Annotated in this window: 12 protein-coding genes and 2 pseudogenes; 5 read left to right on the top strand and 9 right to left on the bottom strand. The window is 63.2% G+C overall.

The window, feature by feature from the left end; genetic code table 11:
- The 3 genes from BTE28158_RS30855 to BTE28158_RS30845 all read left to right on the top strand — a co-directional run.
- A partial coding sequence (locus BTE28158_RS30855) for a hypothetical protein (RefSeq protein WP_217481650.1) occupies window positions 1-332 on the top strand: 332 nt, incomplete at its 5' end.
- A complete protein-coding gene (locus BTE28158_RS30850) occupies window positions 329-1,018 on the top strand; it encodes a hypothetical protein (RefSeq protein WP_239007459.1) in 690 nt (229 codons plus the stop codon). The genes BTE28158_RS30855 and BTE28158_RS30850, both read left to right, overlap by 4 nt.
- Complete coding sequence (locus BTE28158_RS30845; RefSeq protein ID WP_151049541.1) at window positions 1,015-1,518, top strand: hypothetical protein; 504 nt, start codon at window positions 1,015-1,017, stop codon at window positions 1,516-1,518. The genes BTE28158_RS30850 and BTE28158_RS30845 overlap by 4 nt, the downstream gene beginning before the upstream one ends.
- Before the next feature lie 100 nt (window positions 1,519-1,618).
- Here BTE28158_RS30845 and BTE28158_RS30840 read toward each other — a convergent pair.
- From BTE28158_RS30840 to BTE28158_RS30820, 5 genes and pseudogenes are all read right to left on the bottom strand, one after another.
- Window positions 1,619-1,957 (bottom strand): annotated as a pseudogene (locus BTE28158_RS30840) (DNA adenine methylase); the annotation flags it as partial.
- Window positions 1,958-2,369: 412 nt separating this feature from the next.
- The gene (locus BTE28158_RS30835; RefSeq protein WP_151049543.1) at window positions 2,370-3,689 is read right to left on the bottom strand and encodes an MFS transporter; all 1,320 of its coding nucleotides are present in this window, start codon (window positions 3,687-3,689) and stop codon (window positions 2,370-2,372) included.
- Window positions 3,690-3,744: 55 nt separating this feature from the next.
- Window positions 3,745-4,953 carry a tricarballylate utilization 4Fe-4S protein TcuB gene (gene tcuB / locus BTE28158_RS30830; RefSeq protein ID WP_151049545.1) on the bottom strand — a complete coding sequence of 403 codons (1,209 nt, stop codon included), beginning with the start codon at window positions 4,951-4,953 and terminating at the stop codon, window positions 3,745-3,747.
- On the bottom strand, window positions 4,940-6,349 hold the full coding sequence (gene tcuA / locus BTE28158_RS30825; RefSeq protein WP_151049547.1) for an FAD-dependent tricarballylate dehydrogenase TcuA: 1,410 nt from the start codon (window positions 6,347-6,349) through the stop codon (window positions 4,940-4,942). The genes tcuB and tcuA overlap by 14 nt, the downstream gene beginning before the upstream one ends.
- Window positions 6,350-6,412: 63 nt before the next feature.
- Window positions 6,413-7,366 carry a LysR family transcriptional regulator gene (locus tag BTE28158_RS30820; protein ID WP_151049549.1) on the bottom strand — a complete coding sequence of 318 codons (954 nt, stop codon included), beginning with the start codon at window positions 7,364-7,366 and terminating at the stop codon, window positions 6,413-6,415.
- Between the two features lie 333 nt (window positions 7,367-7,699).
- Between BTE28158_RS30820 and BTE28158_RS30815 the strand changes: the two are divergent.
- A pseudogene (locus BTE28158_RS30815) lies at window positions 7,700-7,874 on the top strand (LysR family transcriptional regulator); the annotation flags it as partial.
- Between the two features lie 619 nt (window positions 7,875-8,493).
- Complete coding sequence (locus BTE28158_RS30810; protein ID WP_151049565.1) at window positions 8,494-10,635, top strand: glucosidase family protein; 2,142 nt, start codon at window positions 8,494-8,496, stop codon at window positions 10,633-10,635.
- A gap of 145 nt (window positions 10,636-10,780) precedes the next feature.
- Here the strand turns inward: BTE28158_RS30810 and BTE28158_RS30805 are convergent, their stop codons facing one another.
- The 4 genes from BTE28158_RS30805 to BTE28158_RS30790 form a co-directional block, all read right to left on the bottom strand.
- On the bottom strand, window positions 10,781-12,181 hold the full coding sequence (locus tag BTE28158_RS30805; RefSeq protein WP_151049551.1) for a sensor domain-containing diguanylate cyclase: 1,401 nt from the start codon (window positions 12,179-12,181) through the stop codon (window positions 10,781-10,783).
- Between the two features lie 297 nt (window positions 12,182-12,478).
- Window positions 12,479-13,657 (bottom strand): acetyl-CoA C-acyltransferase, encoded by a 1,179-nt coding sequence (locus BTE28158_RS30800; protein WP_059604183.1) that lies wholly within the window; start codon window positions 13,655-13,657, stop codon window positions 12,479-12,481.
- A gap of 49 nt (window positions 13,658-13,706) precedes the next feature.
- Window positions 13,707-14,339 (bottom strand): bifunctional nicotinamidase/pyrazinamidase, encoded by a 633-nt coding sequence (pncA, locus tag BTE28158_RS30795; RefSeq protein WP_044843660.1) that lies wholly within the window; start codon window positions 14,337-14,339, stop codon window positions 13,707-13,709.
- 42 nt (window positions 14,340-14,381) lie between these two features.
- Complete coding sequence (locus BTE28158_RS30790) at window positions 14,382-16,466, bottom strand: 3-hydroxyacyl-CoA dehydrogenase NAD-binding domain-containing protein (protein WP_151049553.1); 2,085 nt, start codon at window positions 16,464-16,466, stop codon at window positions 14,382-14,384.
- Window positions 16,467-16,613: the final 147 nt, after the last annotated feature.

Below are 16,613 nucleotides of genomic sequence, written 5' to 3'. Positions count from 1 at the left end.
TCCTTGCGTTTGCGTGGCATAAAAGTGGCTCCTTGGCCGTCAGTTTATGCCTCACACACAAAAGACTGGATAGGCTCCCCGCGAACATGAGCTATGCATTGCCAATTTTCTCTCCAATTTCTACCGATGAGGAGATTGTCGAGCAGAGATTCGTACTATTGGAGAACGGAACCACTCCGGTCGAAGGATACCACTACGACTTGTTCAGCGATGACGACCTCCATACGAAAAAAGGGCAATATTCCTCCGGCGAAACGGTGAGCGTTTCAGGGCAATCCTCTCTGAAACTAGTCACGTGGATTGCAGGAGATTCTGCAAGGAAAAGCGCATGAGCAGTTCCAACCCCTCGAGTACACAGCCTCCTACCAGTCCTGCGGCACCTGCCAGTGCCCCAGCGGCAGCGCAGCCTATCGATGCCCAGACGAAGCAACTCGCAGCGATGGCTTACGGAGAAGCATCACTGCAGAACAATTCCGATGAAATGATGGCTATCGCAAGCGTGCTTGTTCGACAACGCGATGCCCGCGGCTATTCCGACATGGCCACGTTTACAAAAAATGACCCAACCTTCTCATTCGTCGTTGGCGATGGCAATGCTCGCTACAACAACATGATGAAGGCAACGGACGATCAAATTGGGAAGAATCCCGCCATGCAGGCCGCAATCAACGCCGCCCGCAACGCACTTGCGGGCGGCCCAGATAAATCAAATGGCGCTTATTTTTGGGATGGCGCCGACATCAAAACAAATTACGATCGACATTTTAAGGTGAGACATGGAATTAAAATCACCGATCCGAGCCACAACATATATGACATCAAAGACTCCACCAAACTCGTGATTTTATATAAAATCACAAAGAAGAAGAATAAAAAAACTAAAAAGGTCGAAACTGAAAAAGTGGAAACGGGACGCTACGATCACGTTTACGACTCAACCGCAGGCGTCGGCGGCACAATTTTTTGGAAATACAATCAGCAGTACCTAGACGTTACTCGCGGGAGCGAATATCGATGAAGAAGAGTATTTTCGCTGTATCGATCATGATCGTCACCAGTATTGGATGGGCTGCTCCTCCAAGCGAAAGCTTGGTTAAAAGTTGCCTTCTAGCGCAATCAGTTGTGCCCTCAGTTACCATCCAAAACATCAATGTGGATGAGGTTTTACAAGAGGATGATTACGCCGACGGATTCAACGCAAGCTACCTATTCAAATACAAAGGTACCGATATTGGATACGCCGATGGAAAATCCGATCAGGCGTTGATTTATTCCGGAAATATTTACCGACTCTCCAGATCTATATCCGTTGGAAATAACGGCGAAATTAAACCCACTTCATTTAACCCAACGTTGGCACAATGGAGCATTGCAAAAGACGGTCGTCAACGGTACGTCTGCGTTAGCTTCAATTTTGAAGGGCTTGGGCAGAGCGGCTCGTTTCAAAGTGTACACGGCGGGTATCTCTTGAATTCAAAAACAAAAAAATTGTATTTTGTTGTCCGCGACGTTAAGTAGCCTTCCGGACATGATCATCTGCTTGAGCGCCTGCCTCCTACCCGCTTTTGCTTATCCGTGAGTGCGATGCCGGCGCGATAGCACGCCCCGGCATCATCGGTTAGAACAATCCGACAGGCTGCGCAGCATCATCCCAACTGAAGATGATCAGGTCGTTGCGGTCGACACCCTTGCCGCCACCGACCGTAAATTGAATCGGCACGGTCTCGATGTGAAACCCGTCGAACGCGCGCCGAATATCAGAATGGTCGTTCAGGCTCACCATCGCACGCCCCTTGATCGACCGTAGGCGCTGCGCCATCTTCTCCTACTCGCCGAACGGGAATGCCACGCCGTACCCCTCCGTCTCGTAGTACGGAGGGTCCCGGTAGAAGAGCGTATGCGGCCGATCGTATCGATCGATACATGCAGCACAATCCAGCCGCTCCACGAACGTGTTGCAGTTGTACAGAGTTTCCGGAATCATCGCTGCCCCTTAGATCTGGTTATCGAGCCACTTCGGTCAGCCACTGGTTCGTGACCTCGAAGCGGAAAATCGGGTCCTCGGCCGGCGGGACATCCGTAAAGCGAATGTTCCAGTAGACGTGCCGCGTGTCGCACGCACGTGGCCGATCAGCACGCTCTACGAAAGCGGTCTATTCAGCGAGTCGGATCGAATCGAATTGCCGAGCGCCAAGAAGAATGCGCGAGATCCGCTCGCCGTAATCAAGCTGGCTCAAGTAGAAGCAAATGCCTGGATTGGGTAGAAGCAAATGCCTGGATTGGACCTCATCGACCCTTCTTGTCGCCGCTGAAAAAGCGAAAGCCCGGTGCAAAGCCGGGGTTACGTAAACGGGCCGATGCAATCGCTATCAAGCCGACGATGCCGCCGACGCGTTACTGCCCGCGCGGCGACGGTACAGCCTGAGTGTCGCGCACAAGCTGCAGAGCGCAGCGAAGCTCAGCCAGTAGCCTGGTGCGGCCTTGTCATGCAGGACCTGAATCAGATACGTCGATACCGCCGGCGTAAAGCCGCCGAACAGCGCCGTCGCGAGACTGAACGCCAGCGAGAAGCCCGCGACGCGCACTTCGACCGGCATCACTTCGGTGAGCGCGGCGACCATCGCGCCGTTATACATGCCGAAGAAGAACGAGAACCACAGCAGAACGATCAGCATGCGCGCGAAGCTCGGTGCATCGGCGAGCCAGGACAGCGCCGGATAAGACGTGAAGATCGCCAGCATGGAAATGGCGAGCAGCAGCGGCTTGCGGCCGATGCGGTCGGAAATCGTGCCGCCGATCGGTAGCCAGACGAAATTCGATGCAGCCACAAGCAGCGTGACCATCAGGCTGTCGGAGGTGGACAGCTTCAGCACCGACTTCCCGAAGGTCGGCGTATAGACGGTGATGAGATAGAAGGTGGTGGTGGTCATCGCCGTCAGCAGCATGCCGCCGATGACGGTGCGCCAGTTGCCGAGCAGCATCGCAAAAATCTCGCGCGCCTGCGGATGATGCCGCCGCGCTTCGAACGCTGCGGTCTCCTGCAGCGAACGGCGCAGCATGAACAGGAACGGCACGATCGCGCAGCCGATGAAAAACGGCACGCGCCAGCCCCATGCACCGATCTGCTGCGCGGACAGCCACTGGTTCAGCCCGTAACCGATGGCCGCCGCCACGACGATGGCGACCTGCTGGCTCGCCGACTGCCAACTCGTGTAAAAGCCCTTGTTATCGGGCGTCGCCATTTCCGCGAGATAGACAGACACGCCGCCCAGTTCCGCGCCCGCCGAGAAGCCCTGCAACAGACGCCCGAGCAGCACGAGCGCCGGCGCGAGCAGGCCGATCGTCGCGTACCCAGGCACGCAGGCAATCAGAATGGTGCCGCTCGCCATGATCGACAGCGTAACGATCAGCCCGGTGCGCCGTCCGACCTTGTCGATATACGCGCCGAGAAAGATCGCACCGAGCGGACGCATCAGAAAGCCCGCGCCGAACACCGCGAAGGCAAGCATCAGCGAGGCGAACTCGCTGGTGGACGGGAAAAAGATCTTCGAGATCGATGTCGCGTAGAAGCCGAACAGAAAGAAATCGAACTGTTCGATGAAATTGCCGCTGGTCACGCGCAACACGGCGGCGGCCCTCGTCATGGGCGAAACGCCGGACGTAGCGGCGATCGATTCTGTGCGGTTCATTGCGTCTCCTGCTTCTTATCTATGGTGATGGGCGCCCAAGGCGCCCTAGTGACTGCTAATCCGAACTGAGGCTCAGCGTGTTGCGTTGCCGCTTCTCTATCGACGATTTGAGCAACGCCGCCGAGCGGAAGATGCCGTGCGCGAACTTGCCGTAAGGCAGCGTGGCGAACAGCGCCATCACGATGCCGAGATGAATCGCGAGCAGCGACGGCATCGCCGAGGTCGCGCGGAGCGCGAGCAGCGCGAGACCGGATGCGCTCGTCAGAAGCAGGAGCGCGATGAAGCCGCGGTCCATCGGACGCTGACGGGCATCGCCCCGCTCCGGAACGCGTTTCAGGTTCAGCCACAGCAGTCCCGCCGCCCCCGCAATCAGTCCAATGCCGCCCGCGGTCCCCAGCAGCACCGGCACGCTCAGAAACGGATACGGCGCTTCCAGACCGAATGCATAGTGATAGAGCGTCGCAACTGCGGTTGCTGCAAAGCACAGCATGAAGCCGTAGAACGTCAGGTGATGGAAACGGCGCCGCGCCAGTGTGAAGGCATCGCTCTCTTCGTTGCAGCCGTCGCCGTGGCCGCCGTCCAGGTACTTGAGCGTCAGCGCGTTCTTGGCCGCTTCCGCGACAGCTGGCGCACTCGCCGTTCCTGCCGACACGTCGCGCCAGAAGCGCGTGACGCCCACGCCGAGCGCGAGAATGGCGAACAGGAAAACAATGCCAAACATCGCCGCGAGCAGGTTGTGCGGGAAGATCGCGTAGAAGTTCGCTGGCGCGACATCGCCCGACAAGCCGCCGTGGAATGCCATACCGAGCAGCAGAAACAGCGCGAGTCCGGCCGCCAGTGCAACCGACAAAGTCAGGCCGTTGCGTTTGTACAGCGCGCCGAACGACGCGGGAAACGCGTATTCGGTGTAGGTTTCGAGCCGGACTTCGGCCATCGCTTTCGGCACGTTCACGCCGAATTCGTGCGGCGGCGCGTATTGGCACGCGTGATAGCACGCGCCGCAGTTGTGGCAGAGATTCGCCAGATAGTTGACGTCCGACTTGCCGAATTCCAGGCGGCGCGTCATGGCCGGGAACACGGCGCAGAAGCCTTCGCAGTAGCGGCAGGCGTTGCAGATCTGCATCTGCCGTGCCACTTCGGTTTCGCCGGCGCTCATCGGCACGATTGGGATCACGCGCGCCGTGCTGCCGTGCGAAGTTTTTTTCGTATCGACCGATAACGCCGTGCGCATGCGTTCGGGCGCGAACGGGTCAGACTGCTGCACTGGTTGCCTCCGTCGTTTTGAGTGCGGCGCGCGCAGCCTGCGTCCCGGCGATGCGCCCGAAGGCCGTGCCGATCGACATGCCGACGCCCGCTGTATAGCCCTTACCGAGCACGTTGCCGGCCATCATTTCGCCGGCCACGAACAGGTTCTCACTGGCTTTGCCGCCGAAGTGAACCTGCGCGCGATCATTGGTCTTTAGTCCGAGATACGTGAACGTGATGCCTGGCCGCAACGCATAACCGTAAAACGGCGGCGTCTCGATGCGGCGCGCCCAGTGCGTCTTGGGCGGCGCGAGACCTTCGGTGTGGCAGTCGTCGAGCGCGGTGTGGTCGAAGGTGCCGTCGCGGCATGAGTCGTTATAGCGCGTGAGCGTTTCCATGAAGCGCGCTTCCGGCAGCCCGAGCTTGCGCGCGAGTTCCGGCAGCGTATCGGCCTTATCGCCCGGAAACACCGGCGGCATGAAGCGGCCGATTGCTTTCGAGTCGATGATCGAATAGCCGATCTGCCCCGGTTGATGCGCAACGAGCCGTCCCCAGATTGCATAGCGCTTCGGCCAGAAATCCTCGCCTTCGTCGTAAAAGCGCTCGGCGTCACGATTCACCACGACGCCCAGCGACACGCAGTCGATGCGCGTACAGATGCCGCCGTCATACAGCGGCGCGCGTGCATCGATGGCGACGCAGTGTGACTGCGACGGGTCGCCGATCATGTCCGCACCGGCGTCGGTCATATGCTTGATGAGCACGCCCTTGTTGAAGCGCGTGCCGCGAATCAGGAAGTTGTCGGCGGGCCATTCGCCGCGCTCGTTTTGCCCCCACGCTTCGCGCAGCCATTCGCGATTTGATTCAAAGCCGCCTGCCGCCAGTACGCAGGCGCGCGCCTCGAAGCGCTGGCTGCCGCTGCGCGCCGCGATGAAGAGGCTGCCGTCAAGTTCAAGCGAATCGACGGGTGTTTCATAGCGGATATCGACGCCGAGCGCTTCGGCGCTGCGGTAATACGCGTTGACGAGCGCCTTGCCGCCACCCATGAAGAACGCGTTGGTGCGTGCCACGTGCAGCGCGCCCGACAGCGGCGGCTGGAAGCGTACGCCGTGCTTCTGCATCCACGGCCGACACGACGACGACGCGCGGATCGTCAGCCGCGCGAGATGCTCATTCGTGATGCCGCCGGTGACTTTCAACAGGTCCTGCCAAAATTCCTCTTCCGGATAGGCATCGACGAGAACGTCCTGCGGCGCATCGTGCATGCAGCGCAGATTGCGCGTGTGTTGCGAGTTGCCGCCGCGCCATTCGCGCGGCGCGGATTCGAGAAGCAGGACCGAGGCGCCCGCTTCGCGCGCCATCAATGCGGCGCACAGCGCGGCATTGCCTCCTCCGATTACGAGCACATCGACCATCAGACTTGTCTCCTTTTGGACAAATCGTAAAGGTCTCGTGCCCGCGTCGCTACCAGCCTGCCGTCAAGGGGTCTTCACTTTTTGTGAAGGCCGAGGCTCCCGCAGCCGCGCACCGGGCCAGCGCCCCTCCTGTACCAGTTGACGGGCGACATCGGCGAGCACCACGCGCGCAGCGAGACCGGCGGGAGACAGTTCGTCGTCGGAGATGCTGGCGAGCATGTTGGGCCGTGTGGCGTATTTATCCGCGACGGGCACGCTCGTCAGTATCACGTTCTCGGGCCTTGCGAGCGCCGCGCCAGGCTGTATGGTCGCGCCGATGCCGGTGCGGACGAAGTCCATCAGGAGTGCAAGGCCGTCGACTTCGGCGACGATGTTCGGCTCGTATTCGGCGCGCCTGAATGCTGATAACAGCAGCGAACGCAGCCCATGCGTGCCGCTGGGAAGAACGAGCGGAAGCCTGCCGAGATTTTTCAGCCGGACGGATGCGCTCGTCGGCATGCCATCGAGATCGCCCGCGCCGATCAGGAACAGCCGCTCGTCCAGCAGCGGCAGCACGCTCCAGCGTTGCGCGGACTCCTCGCGGAACAGCACGGCGAGATCGATCTGACGCGCGCTCAGCATGGATGCAAGATAGCCGGAGAGACTTTCGACCATGTGCAGCCGCACATCGGGATAGCGCGAGCGCATGGCCTGCATGAATGCGACGCCTAGCACGCTCGCCGTGCTCGGCGCCATGCCGACGCTGACATGGCCCGACAGACGGGCTGAGCGTGCAGCGAGCGCTGCATCGTCGATATGACGCAGCGCGAGTTGCGCCTGACGCCAGAACGCCAAACCTGCGTCGGTGGGAACGACGCCGCCCGAGGTGCGTTGCAGCAGACGCGTGGACAGTTCGCCTTCGAGACGGCTGATCTGCTGACTCAATGCCGAGGTCACCACGCCGAGTTCCAGCGCTGCCTTGCCCATGCTTCCGTGTTCCACGACGCTGAGAAAATAGCGTAGTTGTCTGAGTTCCATTCCGCGATCGGTCAGGAGGATTAAGCGGGTATTTTGACAGAACGTCGTCGGACCATTCTCGGCATAGACGCCGCGACGCGTCCTCTATAGCGTCTGCGACCGGCGTGAAAACGGACTCTCCGCTGCTGCGAGATGATTTGTCGGCTCGGAAAGCTTATGCGCGAGTTACGCCTTGGCTGCGCAATGGATGCCGCGGTCGCCCGCGTAGTCCGCGTCGTGTATGACCTCATTCAGGTAGATGGCCCTCGGGATCTGATTCTTGAACACATCACACGTGCCAGTGTCATGTGGACCATGACCCACCGCAACATGGCCCCGCTACTCGCTCGCGTAGAGGCTCGCGCCCTCATCCCAATACCCGCAGATGGAAAACAAACCGGCACGATCATCGTCAGCGTTACGGACGCGCCGTTCTCTGTCGGCAATCACGAGCACATCGAAGCAGCAAACAGGATCGAGATCATGCCCCGTCGATCAAGATCTGCTGCCGCAATACGCGGATATCTGACGAAGCTGGCGCGGTCGACCGCGCCAGCGACAGCCGCTAGAACAGCCCAACTGGCTGAGCAGCGTCGGGAACGCGTATTGCTCGGCCGCTCCCGATCGCTCAATTCCAATCCGGCATCAATCACCGGATCGCCGGATCGCCGGATTCCAGCGCTATTGCCAGCCATTTGATCGATAGTTATCAGGATTAGTCATTCATATTTTCATAACCGCACTTTTTACTGATTCACCGAGTAACAATTACGATTTAACCGGCAATTAAATATCCAAAAAAAAGCCACCAAACATCATTGACTTTGACTTTCGTCGAAATTTAGAATCCCATACAACATCTTTCGTCGGACTTTTTCAGTACCGCACGAACGTTGCCCTTCGCCTGCGCGAAGGCGTGCTCCAGTGACTACACCCGCATCAGAACGGGCGGTGCGTCTTTTTGCCTTCACTTTTCGGCATTGATCGTCCATTCGATTAAAGCCGTTCAATTCGCCCCCCGAGCATCACACCACGATTAATCCCGGGCATTTTCAGAATACCCGAGACGCAGCACAAAGCGGATCAAGCCGCCCGCTCATTCAAGCATTCCGATAAAAATCACATGCATCAGGAGGGTCGTCATGAACATGCGCCGCTTCACGAAATCGCTGTGTCTCGGATTCGTCTGCGCCGGCCTGCTCGCCGCCTGCAACGACGACGACGTCCAGTCCAGCGGTACGTCGTCGAACAGCGCCGCACTGTCGTTCCGCATGGACACCGGCGGGCAGATCAATGCGTTCTACCGGCAGGACAAAGTCGCCGCGCACCTGCTGGTGCGCTCGTCGACGAAACCGCGTCTGCTCGTGGTGTTTCCGGCCGGCAACAGCGGCACCGGGCTGTGGTTCGACGACACTGCCCAGCCGGTGAGCTGGAGCCTCGACACACCACCGTCCGCGCTGTCGGCACCCGACACGCACGGTCGCCCGCTGTACGGCATCGGCGCCGACGTATCGGTCGACACCGACACGCTGACGATCCGCCAGGGGCTGCTCGGCAATGTGCGCTTCCTGCGCGACTTCAACGGCGGCGCGACGATACCGCCGGAGATCGTCACCGCCCCGACGATCCAGAGGAGCGTCACGCAATGGCAGCGCGACCGGATCGACGGCGCGCCCGGCCAGATGCTGCGCATCACGCTGCGCGACGGCGGCAGCATCGCGACAGCCGCGGGCGGCAAGCTCGTGCTGCGCGCGGCGGCCGGCGCTCGTACGCTGAAACTGCACGTCGATGCGCTGTCGGGCGAGACGCCGTTGTCGCCGATCCTGCGTGCAGACCTGCTCGCGCCGTCCGCGAATCCCGACCCGGTCAGCCAGAACGTGCTCGAATTCCTGAGCTTCCACGACAAGCTGCTGGCCGGCTCTTGGCAATACGACACCTACTTCGGCCGCGACACGCTGATCTCGGTGCGCATGCTGATGCCGGTGCTCGAGCCTGCGGCGATCGAGGCCGGGCTGACGTCGGTGCTGAGTCGCCTGTCGGACGACGGCAAGGTCGCGCACGAGGAAGGCATCGGCGAATTCGCGCTGGTCGACAACGCGAAGCACGGCCGGCCGAACGATGCAACGCCGACCTACGATTACAAGATGATCGACAGCGACTACCTGCTCGCGCCGATCGCGGCGGCCTGGCTGATCGACGACACGCGCGGCCAGGCGCGCGCGGCCGCCTATCTCGCGCAACGCGGCAGCGACGGTCAGACGAACGGCAGCCGGCTCGTCGTCAACCTGCTGCACGTCGCGGCGACCGCGCAGCCGTTCGCACAGCAGCCGTCGGTCCCGAACCTGATCCGCCTGCGGCCTGGCGAGATCGTCGGCAACTGGCGCGACAGCACCGACGGGCTCGGCGGCGGCGTCTATCCGTACGACGTGAATGCGGTGCTCGTGCCGGCCGCGCTGCGCGCGGCGAATGCGTTCCTCGCGCGCGGCCTGCTCGATCCTTACCTGGACGCCGGGCAACGTGCGACGCTCGCGAACACGGCGACCGAAGCGGCTACCTGGGAGCAGCAGGCGCCGCCGCTGTTCCAGGTGAGCGTACCGGCCGCGCAGGCGGCGACCGAAGTATCGGCCTATGCGTCGTCCACCGGTGTGCCGGCAGGTACCGCGCCAGGCGCGCCGCTGACTTTCTACGCGCTGTCGCTCGACCAGCAAGGCACGCCGATCCCGGTGATGAATTCCGACGGCGGCTTCGCGCTGCTGTTCGGCACGCCGGCGGACGACCAGCTCCAGCGGATCGTCACCGACGTCACGCGGCCGTTCCCGACCGGTCTCGTCACCGATGTCGGGATGCTGATCGCGAACCCCGCGTATGCGAATCAGGCGCTGTGGCCCAAATTCACGAGTTCGGCGTATCACGGCACGGTGATCTGGTCGTGGCAACAGGCGATGTGGGTCGCCGGGCTCGACCGCCAGCTCGCGCGCCAGGATCTGTCGGACGCGACGCGCACGCTGCTGACGCAGGCCCGGCAGACGATCTGGCAGGTGATCTCGAACGGACGCGACATGCGCACGTCGGAAATGTGGACCTGGTCGTACGTGAACGGTCGGTACCAGACCGATGCATTCGGCACCCGCAGCGCGGATGCGACCGAAGCCAACGCGGCGCAGCTGTGGAGCACGACGTATCTCGCGATCCGCGATCCGCAACTGCGCGCGGGCAAGTACTGGTGGCAGGCTTCGCAGCGGATGCAGGACGCGCAGCCGGAGCGTGCGGCGGCCATCGCGTCGCGATAGCCGATGCGTCATTGAAACGAAAGCCCCACATGCTCGTGCGCGTGTGGGGCTTCATCCAGGGTGCATGCGAAACGGACCTGCCTCGCGTCGCGCCATTGCATTGCGGCCGCGCGCGCCACGTCGCCGAATGCGCGGCCGCCGCTCGTCAGTGCGCGACCACGCGATTGCGCCCGTCGCGCTTCGCCTGGTACAGCCGTTCATCGACCGCCCGCAGCAACGCATCGACCGTGCTCCCGTCGACGCCGTACTGCGCGACGCCGACGCTGACCGTCACCTGCACGCGCTTGAAATCCAGCCCGAACGGTGAACTCGCGATCGACGAACGCACGCGCTCGGCCGTCATGCGCGCGCCTTCGAGCGGCATCTCGGGCAACAGCGCCATGAACTCCTCGCCGCCAACCCGCGCGAGCGCACCGGCCGGACGAATCGCCTCGAGAGACTGGCGCACGACGCCGCGCAGCACCTCGTCGCCGATCTGGTGCCCGTACGCGTCGTTGATGTTCTTGAAGTTGTCGAGATCGAGCGCGAGCAGGCAAAACGGCGTGCCGTCGCGCTCCGCGCGCACGATCTCGCGCTCGACCTGCGCGATGAACTGACGGCGGTTCGACGCGCCCGTCATCGGATCGGTCGCGGCCATGTATTCGAGCTTCTGGTTCGTGCGCCGCAACTCCTGCAGCGCACTCTCGGTGCGCGCCATCGATTCCGACAGCCGGCTCATCAGGTCTTCCTGGCTGTAGATCGCCGAGAACGAGCGCGTCGTCTGCAGCGCCTGCACGACGCCGTAGCTGAGCAGGAAGAACCCGCCCGCGAAGATCGCATGCGCGAGCCACCACATGTGGTTCCAGGGCTTGCCGAGGATGAACGCGAGCGACGACAGCGCGAACGCCATGATCGACATGCCGTAGATCACCATCAGCGGCGAACGGATGCGCCGCGCGAGCAGCACGCCGACGTTGAGCAGCGAAAACACCAGCGCGCCGCCTTCCATCGACAGTCGCGTGCCCAGCGCGCCCGCGACCGGCGAATACGCGATGTATGCAACCGCCACGTTGATGACCAGAAACAACACGATCCACGGCAGCCACGTTCGCGCGCGCGCACGCTTCTCGACCCGATCGGGCGGCTGCGAATACGACAGCAGGCCCGTCAGCAGCAGGATCGACATCACGAGGCGCGATGCGGGCCCGTACAGCAGGAACAGCCAGATGTTGTGATGCGCCATCCCGGTGAACAGGCCGTGCAACGCGTAGATCATCGCGAAGCCCAGAAAGCCGAGTGTCAGCCAGCGCAGGAGCGGCTCTCCGGACGACCGATAGCACACCCACGTCACGTAGGTGACGAATGCCCCCTCGAGGGTCGCGGCCGCGATCGCGATTTCATGGAAGGCGTGGCTCTCGAACACGACGTGCGGGTCGCTGAAGAACCACAGATAGGCGATCAGATAGGCTGGCAGCAATGCGAAGCCGACCAGCAGGCATTTCGCATAGAGCCTCGCGGCCGCGCTGACGACTCGCGGCGGTTCCCCGGCTGCATAGGTCGTGCTCAATTCGGTCCCCGTTCGGTCTGCTGCGTGGTTCGAACGTTCACGATGCCGGACACGCGCGATGCATCGACTGCGCCGGCTACCGGAAACGCATCACGTGCGTCGGTGCGATGCACGCGTTGCCCCATCCCGCCGAAAGGCAAATGTCAGAGCAAGTATAGGTGCGGCAATTCGTTTGACAAGTAAGGGGAAACGGCAGCATCGAACCGGCACCGTTTGCTTCCCGATCCTTTCGAATCGCATGCGACGGCCGCGGCTTGCGTCAACGCAGGCGGCGGCCGTCGGCCGACAAGCAAAAAATCAGACGATTTCGAACAGGCCGGCGGCGCCCTGCCCGCCGCCGATGCACATCGTGACGACGACGTATTTCACGCCGCGCCGCTTGCCTTCGATCAGCGCATGGCCCGTCAGGCGCGCACCCGACACGCCGTACGGATGGCCGACCGCGATCGCGCCGCCGTTCACGTTCAGGCGGTCGTCAGGAATCCCGAGCGTATCGCGGCAGTACAGCACCTGCACCGCGAACGCTTCGTTCAGTTCCCACAGGCCGATGTCGTCGACCTTCAGCCCCGCCTGCTTCAGCAGCTTCGGCACCGCGAACACCGGGCCGATGCCCATTTCGTCCGGCTCGCAACCGGCGACCGCGAAACCGCGAAACACGCCGAGCGGCTGCAGCCCTTCGCGCTGTGCGACATCCGCGTTCATCACCACGCACGCCGATGCGCCGTCCGAGAACTGGCTCGCGTTGCCCGCGGTGATCACGCCGCCCGGCACGGCCGAACGGATCTTCGACACGCCTTCGAGCGTCGTGTCGGGCCGGATGCCTTCGTCGGCCGACACGGTAACGTCCTGCGTGAACAGCCGGCCCGTCGCCTTGTCGGCGATGCCCGCGCGTACGGTGATCGGCACGATCTCGTCGTTGAAGCGCCCGGCTTCCTGCGCGGCCGCGGCACGCAGTTGCGACCGCACGCCGTACTCGTCCTGCCGCTCCTTCGCGATCCCGTAGCGCTTCGCGACGTTTTCCGCCGTCTGAAGCATGTTCCAGTAGATCTCGGGCTTGTGCTCGACGAGCCAGCCGTCCTGGATCATGTGCCGGTTCATCTCGTTCTGCACGCAGGAGATCGATTCGACGCCGCCCGCGACATACACGTCGCCTTCGCCAGCGATGATCCGTTGCGCGGCGAGCGCGATGGTCTGCAGCCCTGACGAGCAGAAACGGTTCACCGTCATCCCCGGCACGCTCACCGGCAGCCCGGCGCGCAGCGCGATCTGCCGCGCGATGTTCGCGCCGGTCGCGCCCTCGGGGTTCGCGCAGCCCATGATCACGTCCTCGATGCGCGCGGGGTCGAGCTTCGCGCGTTCGAGCGCGGCCGCGACCACGTGGCCGCCGAGCGTCGCGCCGTGCGTCATGTTGAATGCGCCACGCCACGATTTCGCGAGCGGCGTGCGTGCGGTCGATACGATTACGGCTTCGGTCATGCGAGTCTCCTTCGGTCCTGCTTCATGTCCTGAATCGGATGGGAATGCGCTACGCCGTCGGGCGCGCGCCCGCGGACGTCACGTGTGCGACGCCCGCCGCCTGCATCTGTTGCCATGCGTGCGCGAGCGACCCGTTCAGGTCGATCGCACGGCACGCATCGTTGATCACGGCGGCCTCGAAGCCGGCCGCGCGCGCATCGAGCGCGGACCACGCGACGCAATAGTCGGTCGCGAGTCCGCAACACCACACGCGTTTCGCGCCGAGCTCGCGCAGATAGCCGGCGAGCCCCGTGCGCGTCGTGCGATCGGCTTCGACGAACGCGGAGTAGCTGTCGACCTGCGCGTCGCCGCCCTTGCGGATCACGAGCCTCGCATGCGGGATGTCGAGGTCGCGATGCAGCGCCGCGCCTTCCGTGTCCTGCACGCAATGCACGGGCCACAGCACCTGCTCGCCGTACGGCAGCGCGAGCGTCGAGAACGGCTCGCGCCCCGGGTGATTCGCCGCGAACGACACGTGTTCGCGCGGGTGCCAGTCCTGCGTCAGCACGACCTGGTCGAAGCGTTGCGCGAGCGCGTTGATCACCGGCACGACCGCGTCGCCGTCCGGCACCGCGAGTGCGCCACCCGGCATGAAGTCGTACTGCACGTCGATCACGAGCAACACGTCGTCAGTGCGTTTCATTGCGTTTCTCCTTGCAAGACGGGCGCGCCGTCACGCACGGCGTCAGCCGTTGAACCCGCGTCCGGCCTTTGCCAGTTCGACGATCGACGGCGCGAGCTGCCACGCGTCGCCGTTCGGTGCGGCCGCATAGCGGCGGATCGCGCGCTCGACGTTGTAGAGGCCGACCATGTCCGCATACAGCATCGGGCCGCCACGCCACAGCGGGAAGCCATAGCCGGTCAGGTAGACCATGTCGATGTCGGACGCCTTCGACGCGATCTTCTCCTCGAGAATCTTCGCGCCTTCGTTGACGAGCGCGAACACGAGCCGCTCGACGATCTCGTCGTCGCCGATCTTGCGCCGCTCCACGCCGCGCTCCTGCGAATACGCGACGACCATCTCGTCGACGAGCGCCGAAGGCTTCGCCTTGCGCTCGCCCGGCATGTAGTCGTACCAGCCGCCGCCTGTCTTCTGGCCAAAGCGGCCCTGTTCGCACAGGCGGTCGGCGATCTTCGAGTAATGCAGATCGGGCTGCTCGACATAGCGGCGCTTGCGGATCGCCCAGCCGATGTCGTTGCCGGCGAGATCGCTCATCCGGAACGGGCCCATCGCGAAACCGAACTTCTCGATCGCGCGATCGACCTGTGCGGGCAGCGCGCCTTCCTCGAGCATGAAGAGTGCCTGGCGGATGTACTGCTCGATCATCCGGTTGCCGATGAAGCCGTCGCACACGCCCGACACGACCGCCGTCTTGCGGATCTTCTTCGCGACCGCCATCACGGTGGCGAGCACGTCCTTCGCGGTCTGCGCGCCGCGCACGACCTCGAGCAGCTTCATCACGTTCGCCGGGCTGAAGAAGTGCATGCCGACCACGTCCTGCGGCCGCTTCGTGAACGCGGCGATCTTGTCGACGTCGAGCGTCGACGTGTTCGACGCGAGGATCGCACCCGGTTTCGCGACTTCGTCGAGCTTCCTGAACACCTGCTCCTTCACGCCGAGTTCCTCGAACACGGCCTCGACGATCAGGTCCGCATCCTTCAGGTCGTCGTACGACAGCGTCGGCGTGATCAGCGCCATGCGTGCGTCGAGCTTCTCCTGCGTGAGCTTGCCCTTCTTCACCTGCGCGTCGTAGTTCTTGCGGATCGTCGCGACGCCGCGCTCGAGCGCTTCCTGTTTCGTCTCGAGCAGCGTGACGGGGAGGCCCGCGTTGACGAAGTTCATCGCGATCCCGCCGCCCATCGTGCCCGCGCCGATCACGCCGACGCGGCGGATCTCGCGCAGCGGCGTATCGGCCGGCACGTCGGGAATCTTGCTCGCCGCGCGTTCGCCGAAGAACGCATGGCGCAGCGCGCGGCTTTCCGGCGTCATCATCAGCGCGACGAAACCCTCGCGCTCGGCGATGCTGCCCTTGTCGAAGCCGTTCAGCACGCCGGCCTCGATCGCGTCGATGCACTTGTGCGGCGCAGGGAAGTTCGGCGCGGCGGCCCGCGCGGAATTGCGCGCGAACTGGAGAAAGCCCGCCGCGTTCTCGTGGACGATCTTGCGATCGCGCACGCGCGGATGCGGCCCCTGCCGCGCGCCGACCTTGCGCGCGAACGCAACGGCCGCGTCGAGCAGGTCGCCGTCGGCCATCTCGTCGAACAGCCCGCTCTTCGAAAGCTGCTCCGACGGTACCGGCGCGCCCGACACGATCATGTTCAGCGCGGTTTCGAGGCCCACCGCACGCGGCAGCCGTTGCGTGCCGCCCGCGCCAGGCAGCAGGCCGAGCTTCACTTCGGGCAGCGCGACCTGCGCACCGGGCGCCGCGACGCGATAGTGCGCGCCGAGCGCGAGCTCCAGGCCGCCGCCCATCACGACGCTGTGCAGCGCGGCGACGACCGGTTTCGCGCTTGCCTCCACCGCGCGGATCACGGTGTGCAGCGTCGGCTCCTGCAGGGCCTTCGGGGTATTGAATTCGGTGATGTCGGCGCCGCCCGAGAACGCGCGGCCCGCGCCGGTCAGCACGATCGCCGTGACCGACGGATCCTGCGCGGCGCGATCGAGCGCGTCCATGACGCCCTCGCGTGTCGACAGGCCGAGCCCGTTGACGGGCGGATTGTTGAGCGTGATGACGGCCACGCCGTCGCGAGTCGAGTAATCCACTGCCATCTGCCTGCCTCCATGCATCGCGCGCCGGGGTGGCTGCGCTTCATTGTGCGCGGTCGAACGGCCGCATGTCCGGATCGAACGGAGGCAGCATACAACGAAAAAGCACGGTCGTTCAATTTGAATTTTTCCCGATCCGGGGCCGGATCG

Source organism: Burkholderia diffusa (assembly GCF_902499115.1).
GTDB classification, from domain to species: Bacteria; Pseudomonadota; Gammaproteobacteria; order Burkholderiales; family Burkholderiaceae; genus Burkholderia; species Burkholderia diffusa.
The sequence above is the reverse complement of the archived record's forward strand: the minus strand, read 5'-3'. Positions and strand labels throughout refer to the sequence as shown.